The following is a 17,047-nucleotide window of genomic DNA, read 5'->3' as shown; positions in this document are numbered from 1 at the left end:
AAGAAAATGAATAAGAAAGGTTTAATTCAGTTTAGGTTTGTTGAATTATTTACTGGTAATAATATACCTAATTTATATCATGTTATTAAGAATGAAAAGGGCACAACTATTGCTTCCGGAATGACGAATAGTAATGGCTTAACAGTAATGATAAGTAGAGATGTAGGTGATACTCTTTATGTATATTTAAAAAATATTATAACAGGAGATTTGAAAGAAAAAGTTAGACACACTGTTATTTATAAAAAAGAGATAGTAAGAGTAACATCATCAAAAATCTTATTAGATAATATTACCTTGGCAAAATCAACGAATAAACCTGGTAATTATAGATATTTAACGCATAAAGTAAAAAAAGGAGAAAGTTTATCTTCAATTTCTCATCAATTTAATTGTAAAATTAATGAAATTGTACATTTAAATAAATTAAAAAATCCTGATCATATTGATATTGGACAAATTATTAAAGTTCCATATAAAAGTGCGTCGAGTAATACTAAAAAAAATCATGATAACAATCAATCTAAGCATGAAAGTAATAAATCATCTTCTCCTCAGAAAGTAAATTCACATGAAAATAATAATAATAAAAATACTTCAGATAAACCACAAAAAAGAATAGAGTCAAAAGATATAACTGATGAATATACAAAAGAGTCAGGAAAACCAATGAAAGTTGCTACTAATGCAACGTCTCCATGTATTTGTAAACAATATAATTTGGCTTGGGGATCTAAAGTTAGTTGTGAATTTAGGAAAAGAGTTATAAAAATAGCACAAAATTTGTGGCCTAATGACTCAGAGAATATGGCAAGCCAATTAATGGCTGTTATGCATTTAGAGTCTGCCGGAACTTTTAGCCCAAAAATTGGAACTTTTGTCAGCAAAAAATTAACAGATGATGCTAAAGGTGGTTATGTTGGTCTTATCCAATTCGGAAAATTTGCTTCAATTGATTTAAAAGTTAAAAGATCTGATTTAGCAAAAATGTCAGCCGTACAACAATTAGATTATGTGGAAAAATACTATAAACTAAACTCTGCTCATACAAAGATTAAAACTCTAACTGGATTATATTTATGGGTTAATTATCCTAAAAATGTCAAAGAAAATCGATTAGAAGATGAAGATATTGTGTATGCAGCACCCAAAGATGCAGAAGTAACTTCTAAAAAATTTTTAGAAAGCCCATATCATCAAAATCCTAGTTTTATGAAAGAGAATGATGAATATAAACGGGATGGCAAAAAAGTTATTAGACAAGGATTTAAAAATGGTTCAACTAAAGTTTGGGAGGTTGAACAAGAAATTAAAAAACATTTAACCGAAGGTATAAAAAGTCAAAATTTAGAGAAAAATTATACCTGTGCATACATAAATAATGCTGAGATAAAAAATAATCAGAAAATTAATTTGGAAAAATTTGCTGAAATTTTAAGAAAGAGGGCTAAAAAAGAAAGCCAACATGAATGCGCAAAATATGTAAGAATTGCATTAGAGGCAGGGGGAGCAGATACTTCAGGACATCCTGTCCCTGCATCAGATTGGGGGCCAACTCTCAAAAAAATAGGTTATAAAGAAATACCTGAAGAGTTTAGTAAGCCCCAATTAGGTGATATTTATATCATCACAAAAACGGATAAGCATAAATATGGCCATATTGCAGGCTATGATGGTAGCCAATGGATTTCTGATTTTAAACAAAAAAGTCATAGGATTTATAGCGATCATGTTAACTACAGATATTTTAGAATATAATGTGTTAAATAGGAGATTTTAATGAAAATTTTAATTTTAGAACTTTTATGTTTAAGCCTTTTATCTGGTTGTGTTTCCGCAAAAGAAGCTGAATGTTACAATACTTCAAAAGCTCTAATTACAGATTTATATGATAAATTTCCTATTAATGGCGATGAGGTTGTTGAAAATAAAAATAGAAAAACCTTAAGTAATTTTTTTGATAAAAATCTTACAAATTTACTTATAAAAGATCAAGAATGTAGTAAAAGAAATAATGGGGTTTGTAATATTGATTTTAATATTTTAATTCATTCTCAAGATACACCCAATAAATATAAGATATTACAGGATACGGATAATTTAGTAACAGTTAAAGTTGAATATCATCAATACTCAGAATTTATTAACTTTGTTATTAATAAAGAATCTTCTTGTAAAAAAATAGGAAATATAAAATATGATGATAGAAGTGATTTAATTAAAATGCTGCGGAAATAATATGAAATATTCAATATTATTCTTAATTTTACTATTTGCTAACCATACATTTGCAAATACAGATATATGGAATGGTACCTATCATTATTATGGCTCAGAAAAACTTTTAGGAGATAATGTTGCAACTAGGGAGGTGATTTTAACACTAACATCAGAAAATTGTGTTTTCTCTATTTTTGGTTTTCAAATGGATAAAACTTATTCATGTAAGGTAGAAGAAAAAAATAATGTTCTATACATATTTGATGCTAATAGCCATGAGAAATTTGGAAAAATTATCTTTAGAAAAGGAAATTATTATCTTTATTCCCATTATGTTATAGATGGTAGAAAAAACTTTTTCTTTAAGGATAAGTAATGGTTATTATTTGATCTTTATTAAATATTTTTAGTTGTATCAAATAAGCCTAACTTACTTTTGGGCTTATTTAATTTTAATATTTTATTAGAAATTTAAAATAATAATAGTGATTTTCTTGATTTTATAGAGGTTGTATAGTGAGAGTTGGTTGCTTTTTATTTACATTATTTCTAATTTCGGGATGTAATGCAGAAATTTCTAAAATTGCTTATGATCAAAAAAAGCAATGTAAGAATGATCTGATGTTAATAGCATCTAAGAATTTTGATTTTAATAAGATTAATAAGGATGATATAATTTTTGATTATTCTGAAAAAGATTTTATAAAAATTTTTGTTAACAGTAAAAGTGGAGTTAATGGTGGTGTGACTTTTGGTTGGATAAGAATTGATAGGAAGTATAATAAATTATATGACATTACATATGATGAAGAAAATAATATTCCAATGAATCTTTTGGATAAAAAAGATTATATAAGAAAATGTCTTTAATTAATTAAATTTTTGTGAGTATGTTTGTGATTAAGAAAATAATTTTATTAATAATTGTATGTTTTAATATTAGTGCTGCTTATGCAGCTAATAATATAGCTGATAAATGCTATATAAAAAATGAGATCGTATCAAATGAGTTAAATAAAGTTAGTGCAGTTCAGTTACCTTTTTCATCAAAAAGTAAGGTGAAAAATATAAATAGTAAAGCTATTTCTAGTTTTTCTAGTAATTTTTTTGAATATATTGATAGAAAAGGTGGTGATGTAACAGAATCAGGTGTAATTATAAAATTACCAAATATTTGCGATAAAGTCGTATTTATTAGTTATTTTGTAGATGAGGGGGAGAATATTAATTATGCTTTAAATGTATTTAAGAATGGTGCAGGGAAGTCTGTCAATTTTGGAACTGGTTCAGAGTTTTGGATTGATGAAAAATATAATATAAAAGTAAAGTATTATCATGGAAAAAATATTTTTTATAAATACTTTAAAGTAAGTGAGAAGGGTGAGATATTAGAGTCAAAAAAACCATTCTAAAATAAATAGAGCAATTAATTATACAGCAGATAATAATCTTAAAGAGATGAAACTAGTATATTCAGTTGACTGATGTAAATTTTAAATTTAAAACCTAATATTTTTTTTAGACTGAGAAAACTGCATGTTTAAATTTTTTTTAATTGGTATGTTAGCTTGGACTAATGCTGCTAATGCTGAGTTTAATATAGAAAATAATCAAGATCAGCCAGTAAATATCAAATTAGGGTATCGGAGTGTTTTAAATTCTTCCTCTATATATACTGATGTCAGCAAAAATGTAGATTTGAAAAAAAATATCGTTACTGTTCCATATGGCGAAGTTACACTATTACTAAATCCAGTTTTGAATAATAATAATGAGATAAAAGGAAAGGATTATTACTTTATAAGCTATCAACCTAAAATTCTATTAGGGGGAAGTCAGTATAGGCTTCCATTTGTTATTTCAGATGTTGGAGCAATTGGTACTAGTATTATTTATAATGATAATAATATTTCTATTTTTACAATTGAAAGTTATACAAATCCTGTGTCCAATAATAATTCAAAAAAATTTAAAAGTGATATATATGTATTTAATAAAAAAAATTTAGGAATATATAATCCATCATTTTTATCAATAAATGTTAAATTAAGAAGTTTAAACGATGCTTCAATGAAATTTACAAAATTATCATCAATAAAGTATAATAAAAACGATAAGTCCTATCAAATAGTATATGACTTTCAAGAAGTAACTGAAGATTTTACTTCAACTGGAAAAGTTAATTATGAGAAGTTTCCAATTCAATATTCTTTTTCCTTGATTCCTGATAAAAATAAACCTTTTTTAATTAAAGATATTATTGAAAAGAGAAAGGGTGATAAAAATATTGTTTCGAAAATTGAAAATAATGATATGTATTCATATTTTTTAAAATAGAAATATTTTAATATAAATGTATTTTTATAAGCATTAATATAATTTTTTAATGCTTATAAGTAATTGGTAATATTGAAAATATTTTCTTATTAATAAAGGTTAATATCGAATGACTAAATATCTTAAATTTATAGTTTTTACCTCTTTCATGATTGGATTTATTGAGACTTCATATGCTGATTTTGGTTTTATTCAAGATAAGGATGGGTACGTTAATGTACGAGGAAATTCAAGTTTAAATTCTAAAGTTACGTCCAAATTAAATAATAATGAAATTGTTTCTTGTGTGATGAATGAAGGGACAAATAATTTTTGTTTAGTTAATGCAAGCAATGGTGTAACTGGATTTATCTATAAAAATAGAATAAATAATTTTAGTGGTTACACTTCTATTAAGCTATCTCAATATTCTAGAGAAAAAGCTGTTTATAATGATAAAAACATAATAGTAGAAGTGTATGCAAAAAAAGCTATTTTAGATCCTAAATTTTATAAAACTTTTAAAGGTGAATATAAGTATTTTAATAATAAACAATTCTTTGGTACGGATGGTACTTTACCTAATAATGATTTTTTACAACTTGATAAAATCATAATTAATAATAAAGATAAGAAAATAGAAATTGGTAAAAATGATATAGAGCAATACTTTTTTCCTAAAAATGGTATAGATGGTGACAAGAACGAGCTTGCTGATTTTAAAATATATTATTTAAATAATAATATTTATATTTTAAATACTTTTAATAATGGTGGTGCAGCAGCTTACAATATTGTTTTAAATATAAAAAATGGAAAAGTAATTGCCAATAAAGCTTGGAAGGTTGAAGTTTGATAAAATTCATATAGTAAAGTTATGAATGGCTATAAATATTAATTTTATTAGTGATGCGAGAAAATACGAGTGATTTATAAAAAATTAATTTTTGTATGTTTATTAGGTTTAAACGTATGTACTATTCAATATCTGATTGAAGGAGCTTATGCAAATTCTTTTGAAATAAAGAAAGTAAATAATAGCCAATTTATTGAATCTAATGAAAAAATTAGAAAAATAAAAAAGAGTTTAGATAATAAAATTTATTTATTATTAGATTCTGATGAGGGCTGTATAGTAAGTGAAAAACCTCTTAATAAGGATATCGTAATTATCTATAAAGAGGACGAAAAATTTAAATATGATATTGTGAATCCAATATTGAAAAAAGATAGTAGTGATTGTGTTTCAGAATTAGCTTTTGTTACAGATGAGCCTAATTATTTTTATAATATTAATAAAAAAAGTAAGGAGTTAGTTCGTGGTTATGGTTTTGAATTAAATAAGGATCAGATTCTATATAAAAATAATAAAATTAGAGGAATTGATTTGATAGAGGATGGAATTCCCAATATTATGACTGAATGTTTTTCAAATCAAGGTGCACATTTTAATATTTTTGGAGGGTATAATAATGAAGAAAAATTGTTACATCGTTATACTTACCTAGATATGAACTTACAAGCCTCATGTACTGAAAATGAAGAAATATATAGTAAAGGTTTGTTGGATTTGAGAAATAAATATAGAGAAAATTAATGAAAAGTATCTGATAATATTCACGATAAATGAAAATTTAATTTAGATAGTATAGGTACTTTTATTACTAAAAGTGCCTATATTAGTTTTATTTAATTGATTTTATAATATTTTTATTTGTCCTGTTGTTGAACTTCTTATGTAAAGGGTGTTAACCCTAGAAACTATAGAGCCCATTTGATTTTTTATTTCCATGAAATTTAAAATATCGAAGTTTTTAGAACTTATTTAAGCTAATGTATTGATTGAAAAACTATATAGAGATTATACAATGATGAGCAGATTATTTCTTTTATTTGTAATTAGTTTAATGTATGCATGTACAACTGAGGCGGATCAGCCTAAATCAAGTAACACAAAACTTTATTTTTCATATCGAATCTGTGAAAAGTCAGGAAAGTGTAAGAATTTTACACCTACAAAAAAGGTGGATAATTATCTCTTTAAAAGACTTGATCCTGCATATGATGAATTTTATATAAAAGATAATAATGGTAATTTTACCTTATATTATAAAAATGTTTATAGTGAAGATGTTCAAGTTGGATGGGCAGAAGCTAAAGCGGATAAAAATAATAGTAGTGAGTTGAGTTTAAATATTGATAAAGTTAACCTAGCCTTGGGTGGGATTGATTTTATAAAAAATGGATATGCAACTAAACAGGCTGAATCAAAGAATTTTAAATCGGGAATCTATTATTTAGCTGATAATTATACGGGTGCTCCATATTATCAAAAACAAAAAATAGGTTTTAAGAGAAATACTGGAGATTTAGTGTTGGACTGTAATAGTTATTTGAGTAATCCATCTGTAAAGAATGAATCTTATGGAGTTTTTTATGGAGTATGTTCCGATAAGGAAAAAGTTTATTTTAAAGAAATTCCAGGATTATAATTTAGATTTTTCTGTAATATTAATTCTTTAACTCTATGTCAAGAGTCATAAGTTTTAGCCTTTGTAAATTAGATAATATAAGCTTTTGATATGAAACTAACATTTATCATTATATTCGGCTGTATAAGTATGTACAGTTATTGTGCTGTAAATTTGGATAGAAATAATTATTTAGACTTTAACTCAATAAATTTAAAAGATAAATCTTATATTATTGATAATAAATACTCTGATATTAATTTTTCGTCAGAAGGTATAGCAAAAGATCAAATGGGAAGCTGTACAACTTTTTCAGATTTTAATAATAGTATTTCATATACTCTTAATAATCAGAAGTTGGTTGAAGTATTAATTGGAAGTGAAAATAAAATTATATATACATCAAAAAATATACGAAATGGTATGGGTGTTGAAAATATATACAAAAACTATAAGGGTTATAATATTAAAAAAATGAAAAGTGATGGAGCTGGAGATTCACAAGATGACTATACTTACATAGTGACTGATAATTTACAGAAAAATAATAGTTTAATTTTTGATGTTGTACATGGGAAAATACAAGGAATACATTTAGGGAAAAAAGGATTTGATCTATCTGATTGTGAGTAATATTACTTATACCTGATTTTATGTGTTGATAAGATCAGGTACAAATTAGTGATAGATTATTTTAAATAGTTTTTATATTCATAAATTGGGCTTCTTTTACGTCTCTACAATTCCTTCTAAATCTTCTAGCGTATAGTTCGGCATATCAATAATATGGGTTTGAATACCGTCTTGCACATAATCATTCACATGAGGATATAGCCAGCGAGTAATCTGTTCAGCAACACTTGAGTGATACTGAATTTCAAAATGGTTTAAGCCATAAAAAACGGCTTTATGTGAGTCTGGAACTTTAAGCTGAAAACGTGGATTTGGATGTTCGCCAAGTGCGCTTTTCACACTCACTAAGTAATCGCCAATTACGGTAAGTGCTTTATTACGCACCTTTTCAAACTCGAGTGTTCCTGCCACTAAAAAGGTATTGATATGGGAGGGTAGTGGAGCTGGCGCACGGTTGTCATCCATCATGCCGATACGGGCATCCATATATTCCCAGTCATCATCACGAACGCTGCCATGGCGTAAGTCTAGAATGCCATTACTACGGATATTAACTAGCTGACCCAGTAACCCAACAAATGGGAAAGCTCCGAGCTTATCTTGTATAGCAAATCCAAAACGCTCAAGTACTGCCCCATGGTGCGGAGAACCAATACAGACGAAGTTTTCGACCATATGAATCCATTGGTACATATTTTGTTTACCGTAAAACAGTGCGCTACGGGAAACCAGGCCACCCATACTGTGACCAATTAGATCAATGCTAGTAATTCTTGGATTGCGCTGTACTAAATCTTCTAATAAGTTTGAAAAACTGCGCCCATTGGCTGAAATGCGGCGACCTGTGTTGTAATTTAAATATAGCATGGTGTTATGGTCACGCTGTGCTAACAGACGCTCACCAATGCCACCATAGTGTGCATTTGACCAAGTAAGATGGTTCATACACAAACCATGAACTAAAATTACGATACGCCCTGCAAGTTCGCCTTGTTGGATTGCACCGTAGTGGTCGTATAGCACCATCGGCAAAGCAAGTGGACTATGTTGTTTAAGTAAATAGTCTCCAAAAATACCATTTAAAACACCCACCAAAAAATGAAGTGTGGGTGTTAATGGCTTTTCATGAAGGGTCGGAAATTTTTCAATAATACGACGTAAACCCGGCGCTAAAAAATAACGACCATATTTTTGTAAGGCCCCATAGGAAAACTGGTAGACCTTTTGCACAGATGGGCGTTTTTGAAAATTATTAGCATTTTGAGCACTAATACCAAAAGCATTTTTTAACACTTCAATATTAATGACTTGTATTAATTCATGTACACCATTTAAGCTGGTGCTGAACAGTTGAGCTAAACCCTCTAGTACGTCGGCCTGACTTGGTGGCGTACGATCCCATTTACAATAAGTTTCATGTAACGGTGTTAAGCTCGGCATATCTTTTCCCCATTTACGTTATAACCGACGTTTTAAGCTGTACTTTTTATGAACGGCAGCTAACGTTTCCATCTTAGTAGTTTAAATAACACATGTTTTTAAAATACTGATGAATGGTAAGTTGAGACGTTTTTCTTGTCTGACAACAGGGTTTTTATATACAAACTGAGAACAAAAATGTGAGTTTATTCTCAATTTAAGAGGGAAATATATGAATATTATCTACCTCCATGGCTTTAATAGCAGCTCTTCTTCGATTAAAGGGCTGAGCCTTAAGCAATATTGTAGCGAATTGGGCATAAATGTGCATTTACCAGATTTAAATAGATCTCCAGATCAGGTCGTAGCACAAGTTTCAGAGCTGATAGAGTCTTTACAAGATGTGGCGTTAGTCGGCAGTAGCCTCGGCGGGTTTTTTGCGACATATTTTGTCGCGAAATATAATGTTCCGGCTGTACTGATTAACCCTGCTATGCAACCATGGAAGCTGTTTGATGAGCTCTTCCAAGTTGAAAGCATGCCTTATAAGGTGAATGATCAATGGTCAATTGATCATGTTCAGTTACGACAGTTAGAACAACTGGAACTGAAACAACCTGAAAATGCTGACAAAATACTCGTCTTATTGCAACAAGGCGACGAAATTTTGGATTATCGTCAAGCACAACGCTATTATAGTGCTGCAACACCATCCTCATTGATTTTGACGGATGCTCATGGCAATCATGCCATGGAAGATTTTGAAGAAAAATTACCCTTAGTGATCGAATTCTTTGCGCACACCATCAAATAAGGAAAACGTACAACGTGACACAATATACGGCTCAATCGCTTGAAGTTCTTTCCGGTTTAGACCCTGTTCGTCGTCGTCCGGGGATGTATACCGATACTTCTCGTCCTAACCATTTAGCCCAAGAAGTTATTGATAATGCTGTCGATGAAGCATTAGCCGGTCATGCCGACAAAATCTGTGTCACGGTTTATAAAGATGGTTCATTGTCAGTTGAAGATAATGGCCGTGGTATGCCAGTTGATATTCATCCTGAATATGGCCAAAGTGGTATCGAAATCATTTTAACCAAGCTGCATGCTGGTGGTAAGTTTAGTACTGATAACTATCAGTTTTCAGGTGGTTTACATGGTGTGGGGATTTCAGTTGTAAACGCTTTATCTACACGTGTTGAGGTAGAAGTTCAGCGTCAGGGTAATTTATACCAGATGGCATTTGAGCAAGGTGAACCTGTTGCTCCTTTAGCGGTGTTAGAAGGTAAAGCACCAAAACGTGCGACAGGAACGACGGTACGTTTCTGGCCTGAAGCTAAATATTTTGATAGTCCAAAATTTGCGTTAAAAGCACTCAAACATAATTTAAAAGCCAAAGCTGTTTTAGCAGCTGGTTTAAAAATTACTTATATCGATCAAATTAATGATGAAAAAATCGAATGGCAATTTGAAAATGGCCTTGTCGATTATTTGATGGATGAATTACAAGATCGTGAAATTTTGCCAAATCCTGCATTTGTAAGCAGTGGACAAGCAGACCGTGCCGCGTGTGAGTTTGCGATTTGCTGGAATGTAGAGGGTGGCGAACAGGTTCAAGAAAGCTACGTCAACCTGATTCCGACTGCACAAGGCGGCACACATGTAAATGGATTACGTTCGGGAGTGACCGAGGCATTACGTGAATTCTGTGAGTTACGTAATTTATTACCACGTAATCTTAAACTTTCGGCTGAAGATGTTTGGGATGGCGTGAATTACATTTTATCGCTCAAGTTCCAAGAGCCACAATTTTCTGGTCAAACCAAAGAGCGTCTTTCAAGTCGTGAAGCATCAAATATTGTTTTAAATATTGCTAAAGATGCCTTTGCGCTCTGGCTCAACCAACATGCTGAAATTGCTATGCAACTTGCCGAAATGGCAATTTCTAAAGCAGGTCGACGTTTAAAAGCTGCGAAAAAAGTTGAGCGTAAAAAGATTGTTTCTGGTCCGGCTTTACCGGGTAAATTGGCAGACTGCGTGGGCCAAACACGTGAAGAAAGTGAGTTATTTATTGTCGAGGGTGACTCGGCTGGTGGTAGTGCCAAACAGGCGCGCGACAAGAACTTTCAGGCTATCATGCCAATTCGTGGAAAAATCTTAAATACATGGGAAGTTTCTTCAGATGAAGTACTTGCTTCTCAGGAAGTTCACGATATTGCCATTGCGATTGGTGTAGATCCGGGCAGTGATGATTTATCAGAACTGCGCTATGGCAAAATCTGTATTTTGGCCGATGCCGACTCGGACGGTTTACACATTGCGACTTTGCTTTGCGCTTTATTCGTTAAACATTTTCCAGCATTGGTTGAAGAAGGGCATTTGTATGTAGCAATGCCACCATTGTTCCGTATCGACATTGGTAAAGATGTTCATTACGCACTAGATGATGAAGAGCTTGAAACCATTTTGAAAAATGTTAAAGGTAATAAGAACCCGCAAATTACCCGATTCAAAGGGTTGGGCGAGATGAATGCAATTCAACTACGTGAAACAACAATGGATCCGAACACCCGTCGTTTGGTTCAGCTCGATCTAGATGATGCACATTTAACGGCAGGGTTACTCGACAAGCTTCTTTCAAAAAAACGTGCAGCAGACCGTAAGCAATGGCTTGAGCAGAAGGGTAACTTAGCTGATATTACGGTTTAAAAATGAATGAAAAAATCCCCGCTCAATTGGCGGGGATTTTTTATGTAGACTTAAATTGTTGGAAATCACCACAACGGGTTCTACTATTAAATTAAAAAAAATAGACAGATCTGTATATTTTAATTTAAAAAGTAATTTTTATCGGATGGGGAAATTGAAAAACATCGCAATTTGCACCACCTCCAATTCGATCCACCACTGCAAAATCACTCGGCGCTTCAAAGGTAAGCAACGGATGATGCCATGTGCCTGCCCGATAATTAATACTTTGCTTACCATTCGAGATGAAAGCACAGAGCTTGGAAATATCGGGAGTATTTTCATCTAAAGCGGGTGCGACAATAATTAAAAACTTTTGTTGCTGTAATGGAATAAATGCTTGAGAACCTTTCGGATGTCGCTCTAGCATGGAAATTTCCATAGGCAAGACACTGGCCTTGATGTTACGGAAAATACTGATCCCTGCTTTTGCTTCACCTTCAATTTCAGTTTCAACGAGCGCATGGTAGCGCTCGGTGTGTGCATCATTAATATGAAAAAAATCATGCCCATCACAACAAATAACTTCTCCGAAGGGCTGAAAGTTCTCAATAGTTAAGGGCTGAATTTGAACAGTATCTACGATCATGACTTAGCAATTTTCCCCCATAAACGGACACGGCTAATACCACCATCCGGAATCATATTAATACGGATATGTGAGATTTTTTCATGCTGTAAAATCTCATTCACATATTCATGAATATGGTCCATTTGCATAGGTTGGGCTTCAAGTAAGTAAGACCAAAACATACTTTGTGGAATCAGCTGTGCATCGGTTGCATTTTCAAGGTAGACCGCCTGAATAGAAACTTCAGCAGGAAAGTTACCTTTAAAATGCGCCGTATCAATTTCAATTTTTTCAATTTTTCCGCTTTTACCCAATGCAAGAATACACCAGTCATAACCTGGTGCGCGGCGGCGTTTGGTTTCCCATCCATCGCCCATATTGACGCCACGGCCGGGGTTAATCAAATTACGCGGGTGTCCAAAGTGCGCATCGCTATAAGCAATTACACGACCGCCATTTTCTAAGGCCAATAAATCGAGAGTCTGCTCTGTATCAGACACTTGAATATGAACATCACCATAAACACGTAAACGGGCAATACCACCGTCTGGGAAAATATTGAGACGTATATGCGTGAAAATTGCATCATTATTGACCATGAAAATATGATGTTGACTCGGCCCTAGCTCTGTATTTTTCAAAATACTCTGCCACTTTGCCCCAGCAAGGTCACCATTTGGTGCATAACATGCTTCTAATGAGGCAGATGCAGGATAATTTCCTGTGAAAAACGTGGTGTCGATATCAAGTGCACTGATTTTTCCACTCACTCCTAACTTCACAATACACCAGTCATAGCCTGCATGACGCTTACGGCGGGTCTCCCAACCGTCCATCCATTTGCCGTTATCATCGAATTTATCTTCAACAAAAATAGGTGCTTCAAATTGCAGCATACGCTTTGCTTCTGCAAAGAAATCATCTGAACACTCAATCACTTGTGCACCAATTCGGGCATCCGCCAAATTAGTTTTAGTATTCAAAATCTCAGGAAGTTCAAAAGCTGGAGCGTGCAATGTTGCCATAATGGAGTATCCGTATTTCTTGTTAAAAACATGATTTTTCATTTAAAACTGCACTCACACTGAGCGTGTTGAGACCAGTTCTATACTTAAATATATAAGCATGGTGCATGCCAGTTTGGTGGAAAAGCTTAATAAATTTTGAACGATGGCATGTTTTTAGCATAAGCACCCTATAGGTGAATATCTATAGGAGCGTGTTATGAATGTGGTGATTATTGGTGCGGGAATGGGAGGTCTAACCACAGGCATTGCATTAAAGAAATTTGGTCACCAAGTTCGTATTTTTGAGCAAACTGAAAAGATTCTTCCAGTCGGCGCTGCAATTTCGCTGTGGTCGAATGGTGTGAAATGTCTAAATTATCTGGGATTAACAGAGAAAATCGCCAAACTTGGTGGGCAAATGGATGACTTGGCCTATGTAGATGGTTTAACTGGAGATGTGATGACACAATTCAGTTTACGGCCATTAATTGAAGAAGTGGGACAACGCCCTTATCCGGTCGCACGTGCCGATTTACAAAATATGCTGATGGATGAATTTGGTCGAGATCAGATTTATTTAGGCAAAAAAATGGTAAGCCTTGAGGATAAAGCTGATTATGTTGAAGTGCATTTTGCAGATGGTAGTTCAACACAAGCTGACTTACTAATTGGGGCCGATGGTACGCATTCAATGACTCGTGCCTATGTGTTAGGTCAGCAGGTACAGCGCCGTTATGCAGGTTATGTGAACTGGAATGGTTTGGTTGAAATCTCTGAAGATTTAGCGCCAGCTCAACAATGGACGACTTATGTAGGAGAGGGTAAACGTGCATCTCTGATGCCAGTTGCGGATGGACGTTTTTATTTCTTTTTAGATGTACCTTTGCCAGCAGGCTTAGAAAATAATCGTGATGAATATAAAAAGCTCTTAAAACTATATTTTGCTGATTGGTGCCAGCCTGTACAGCAGCTCATTGAACGCTTAGACCCGCAAAAGACCAATCGGGTAGAAATACATGATATTGAACCGTTTAGCCAATTTTATAAAGGTCGCGTGGTAATTTTAGGTGATGCCGCTCATAGCACCACACCTGATATTGGACAGGGCGGTTGCCAAGCCATGGAAGATGCGATTTATCTAGCGCGCTCTTTGCAAATTAATACTTTGGGACTAGAAGATGCTTTACGCCGCTATCAAAACAAACGTAATGAACGTGCCAATGAATTGGTGCTTCGTGCACGCAAACGTTGTGATGTAACCCATATGAAAGATGAAACGGTTACCCAAGCTTGGTATGCAGAATTACGCCGTGAACAAGGCGGACATATTATGCAGGGTATTATTAGTAATATTGTCGGTAATCCACTCGACTAAAACAAAAACAGCAAGGAATTTTTCCTTGCTGTTTTATGCTTCTAAATAAAAAATTTTAGAAGTGGTATTTAACCAAAGCACTGACGTTATTTTCGTCTCGGCCTTGTAGACCAAATTTATTATTCCACACAGAATGCTCAATACCAAGGTATAGGCGTGTGTCAGGAGAAATGTGTTTACCTACATTCCATTTCCATTGAGTTGTCCAGTTCAGCTCACTGGCATGGTCGCCTTCAGCAGTTGACCAATCTAGGAAACCATCAACCAAAAATTCTTCAGATGCAATATTAAATGGAATTCCATAGACGAATGTCATTTGATAATCGTCATCAGTTTTCTCGTTGTTTGCACGGTAGAAGTTTAAATTCGCATATTTAAAATATGGAATATCTAAATCAACAGCAAAACCATATAAGAAGTTATCGAAATTGTTGCCGTTTTCGCTGTTACTTTCCCAAGTGGTACTAATGAGCACATCTTTAATTGGGCCATAAGCCAATTTTTTGCCAGATATTTCACCTAAGCTTAAACGTGGTGATAACTCAAAATATGTACTTTTATGATCATCTTCACCGCGCATACGGTCCATGAAGAAGAACACATCAGCATATTTAACTTTTGCTGCATATTCCAAAGTGATGGTGGTTTCTTTTGCGTCTACAACTTCATAGTTTTCACCATAAAGACCAGTCACGCTAAAATCTTGCCAAATTGGTTTTGCCTGAACCATGGCTGTTGCAGATAACAAGGCACAAGTAGCCGCAAGTTGCTTTAATTGCATTTAAATGATCTCCCCCCAAATAAAGCACGCTAAGGATACAGGGTCTTAAGCAAAAATGAAGCCAAATTTGATCAACGGTTAAAAAAAAGCCCACCGAAGTGGGGCGCTAAAAACGAATTCATTAATGTGTATTTCGTGTATTTATGGTTTGGCTCAATTGAGGGGCGGATGAGCTACGAAATGAAGGTAAATGATTAAATAACAAATTCAATAAGATAGCAAAGATACAAGTTGAACTAATACCCGAATGGAACAAAGTTTGTACCCAAACTGGAAAGTGAGCATAGAATTCATGGTTAATAATAGGAATCATCCCTGCTGATAAAGCAGTCGCGACAATAATCAAATTTTTCTGATCGTTATAATTAATTTTTGCCAAAGTACGGATTCCGCTCGCTGCAACTGATCCAAACAAGACCAGACCTGCACCACCAAGTACAGGCATAGGAATTGCTGCAATAAGGCGACCCATAACAGGCAATAGACCTAAAATGATGAGAATAACCCCCCCAGCCGCTACGACAAAACGGCTCTTAATCCCTGTAATTGCTACCAATCCTACATTTTGTGCAAAAGCACTTTGCATGAATGAACCAAAAATAGGTGCAATAGCACTCGAGAACATATCTGCACGAACGCCATTGGCAATACGTTTTGAATCGACTTCAGTTCCTACAATGTCTCCGACCGCAATAATATCAGCAGTGGTTTCCGTCATAATTACTAAGGTAACAATCAGCATCGATAAGATCGCACTGAGCTCAAAAGTCGGTAAACCAAATGCAAATAGATGAGGGAATTGCAGCCATGCACCTGAGCTCACGTGACTAAAATCACCAAAACCCATGAAGTAGGCCAATATACTACCAGCCATGATCGCCAATAATATGGATAAGCGACGAATACCGGCTTGAGGTAGCATATTCAGAACAATCACAATACCTAAGGTCAGTAGTGCCAAAGAAATATTTTCTACACTTCCCCAGTTGGGTGCTTTCTCGTTACCACCCATCATCCAACGAATTGCAACAGGTAATAGAGATAGCCCAATAATCGTGATGACGCATCCGGTTACAACAGGTGGGAAAAAACGAATGATTTTTGAAAAGTAGGGCGCAAGGCAAAGCCCAACTAGAGAGGCTACAATGACTGCCCCGTAAACTGCAGGTAGACCACCGCCTGTGGTGATAATGGCAACCATGGTCGCCACACCTGCAAAAGACACCCCCTGAACTAAAGGTAGTTTTGCCCCTAGATATTTTGTTCCCATGGTTTGTATGAGAGTTGCCAATCCGCCTACAAATAGCGCTGCTGCAATGAGCATTCCGACTTGTGCCGAGCTTAAACCAGCTGACATTCCAATAATAAGTGGCGGTGCTACAATGCCGCCATACATGGTGAGTACATGCTGTAAGCCATAAGCAAAACTTTTCGAAATTCCTAAATACTCATGCTCTGGAGAAATCGCATTCTTTTGTCGATGATTCATATTTTTCTCCTATT

18 protein-coding genes are annotated in these 17,047 nt (G+C 33.7%); 13 read left to right on the top strand and 5 right to left on the bottom strand.

Features of this window, described 5'->3' with window-relative positions:
* Positions 1–6 precede the first annotated feature (6 nt).
* The 10 genes from J678_RS08985 (at position 7) to J678_RS08950 (ending at position 7,640) form a co-directional block, all read left to right on the top strand.
* Positions 7–1,758: a muramidase family protein gene (locus J678_RS08985; RefSeq protein ID WP_031955540.1), complete on the top strand. Its 1,752-nt coding sequence runs from the start codon at positions 7–9 to the stop codon at positions 1,756–1,758.
* 21 nt (positions 1,759–1,779) lie between these two features.
* A complete protein-coding gene (locus tag J678_RS08980) occupies positions 1,780–2,238 on the top strand; it encodes a hypothetical protein (RefSeq protein ID WP_031955541.1) in 459 nt (152 codons plus the stop codon).
* A 1-nt stretch (position 2,239) separates the two neighbouring features.
* Positions 2,240–2,596 carry a hypothetical protein gene (locus tag J678_RS0104005; RefSeq protein WP_004711439.1) on the top strand — a complete coding sequence of 119 codons (357 nt, stop codon included), beginning with the start codon at positions 2,240–2,242 and terminating at the stop codon, positions 2,594–2,596.
* Positions 2,597–2,736: 140 nt separating this feature from the next.
* Entirely contained in the window at positions 2,737–3,090 is a 354-nt protein-coding gene (locus J678_RS08975; RefSeq protein ID WP_031955542.1) for a hypothetical protein, read from the top strand.
* A gap of 26 nt (positions 3,091–3,116) precedes the next feature.
* Complete coding sequence (locus J678_RS08970) at positions 3,117–3,632, top strand: hypothetical protein (protein ID WP_227555439.1); 516 nt, start codon at positions 3,117–3,119, stop codon at positions 3,630–3,632.
* 124 nt (positions 3,633–3,756) lie between these two features.
* A complete protein-coding gene (locus J678_RS08965; protein ID WP_031955544.1) occupies positions 3,757–4,557 on the top strand; it encodes a hypothetical protein in 801 nt (266 codons plus the stop codon).
* A gap of 109 nt (positions 4,558–4,666) precedes the next feature.
* Positions 4,667–5,392 carry an SH3 domain-containing protein gene (locus J678_RS08960; RefSeq protein WP_031955545.1) on the top strand — a complete coding sequence of 242 codons (726 nt, stop codon included), beginning with the start codon at positions 4,667–4,669 and terminating at the stop codon, positions 5,390–5,392.
* A 69-nt stretch (positions 5,393–5,461) separates the two neighbouring features.
* Positions 5,462–6,133 carry a hypothetical protein gene (locus tag J678_RS22950; protein WP_080754094.1) on the top strand — a complete coding sequence of 224 codons (672 nt, stop codon included), beginning with the start codon at positions 5,462–5,464 and terminating at the stop codon, positions 6,131–6,133.
* A 271-nt stretch (positions 6,134–6,404) separates the two neighbouring features.
* Entirely contained in the window at positions 6,405–7,028 is a 624-nt protein-coding gene (locus J678_RS08955) for a hypothetical protein (RefSeq protein WP_031955546.1), read from the top strand.
* Between the two features lie 153 nt (positions 7,029–7,181).
* The gene (locus tag J678_RS08950) at positions 7,182–7,640 is read left to right on the top strand and encodes a hypothetical protein (protein WP_228132395.1); all 459 of its coding nucleotides are present in this window, start codon (positions 7,182–7,184) and stop codon (positions 7,638–7,640) included.
* Positions 7,641–7,736: 96 nt separating this feature from the next.
* Here the strand turns inward: J678_RS08950 and J678_RS08945 are convergent, their stop codons facing one another.
* Positions 7,737–9,080, bottom strand: a complete 1,344-nt coding sequence (locus J678_RS08945; RefSeq protein ID WP_032027268.1) for an alpha/beta fold hydrolase — start codon at positions 9,078–9,080, stop codon at positions 7,737–7,739.
* A gap of 211 nt (positions 9,081–9,291) precedes the next feature.
* Between J678_RS08945 and J678_RS08940 the strand changes: the two genes are divergently transcribed.
* Both J678_RS08940 and parE read left to right on the top strand, forming a co-directional pair.
* Positions 9,292–9,873, top strand: a complete 582-nt coding sequence (locus J678_RS08940; protein ID WP_031955550.1) for a YqiA/YcfP family alpha/beta fold hydrolase — start codon at positions 9,292–9,294, stop codon at positions 9,871–9,873.
* A 14-nt stretch (positions 9,874–9,887) separates the two neighbouring features.
* Entirely contained in the window at positions 9,888–11,771 is a 1,884-nt protein-coding gene (parE, locus tag J678_RS08935) for a DNA topoisomerase IV subunit B (protein WP_032027266.1), read from the top strand.
* Between the two features lie 124 nt (positions 11,772–11,895).
* On the opposite strand, the gene J678_RS08930 is transcribed toward parE, so the two are convergent.
* Both J678_RS08930 and alc read right to left on the bottom strand, forming a co-directional pair.
* Positions 11,896–12,399: an ureidoglycolate lyase gene (locus J678_RS08930; RefSeq protein WP_031955554.1), complete on the bottom strand. Its 504-nt coding sequence runs from the start codon at positions 12,397–12,399 to the stop codon at positions 11,896–11,898.
* Positions 12,396–13,406 (bottom strand): allantoicase, encoded by a 1,011-nt coding sequence (alc, locus tag J678_RS08925; protein ID WP_032027264.1) that lies wholly within the window; start codon positions 13,404–13,406, stop codon positions 12,396–12,398. Before alc ends, J678_RS08930 begins: the two co-directional genes overlap by 4 nt.
* Before the next feature lie 199 nt (positions 13,407–13,605).
* Between alc and hpxO the strand changes: the two genes are divergently transcribed.
* Positions 13,606–14,763 carry an FAD-dependent urate hydroxylase HpxO gene (hpxO, locus tag J678_RS08920; RefSeq protein WP_009505337.1) on the top strand — a complete coding sequence of 386 codons (1,158 nt, stop codon included), beginning with the start codon at positions 13,606–13,608 and terminating at the stop codon, positions 14,761–14,763.
* Between the two features lie 55 nt (positions 14,764–14,818).
* On the opposite strand, the gene J678_RS08915 is transcribed toward hpxO, so the two are convergent.
* Positions 14,819–15,544 carry an outer membrane protein OmpK gene (locus tag J678_RS08915; protein ID WP_002053945.1) on the bottom strand — a complete coding sequence of 242 codons (726 nt, stop codon included), beginning with the start codon at positions 15,542–15,544 and terminating at the stop codon, positions 14,819–14,821.
* A gap of 121 nt (positions 15,545–15,665) precedes the next feature.
* Positions 15,666–17,033: a nucleobase:cation symporter-2 family protein gene (locus tag J678_RS08910; RefSeq protein WP_031955556.1), complete on the bottom strand. Its 1,368-nt coding sequence runs from the start codon at positions 17,031–17,033 to the stop codon at positions 15,666–15,668.
* Positions 17,034–17,047 lie beyond the last annotated feature (14 nt).

The organism is Acinetobacter sp. 1424608, from assembly GCF_000588255.1.
Lineage (GTDB): Bacteria > Pseudomonadota > Gammaproteobacteria > Pseudomonadales > Moraxellaceae > Acinetobacter > Acinetobacter nosocomialis.
This window is presented reverse-complemented; position numbering and strand designations above follow the sequence as displayed.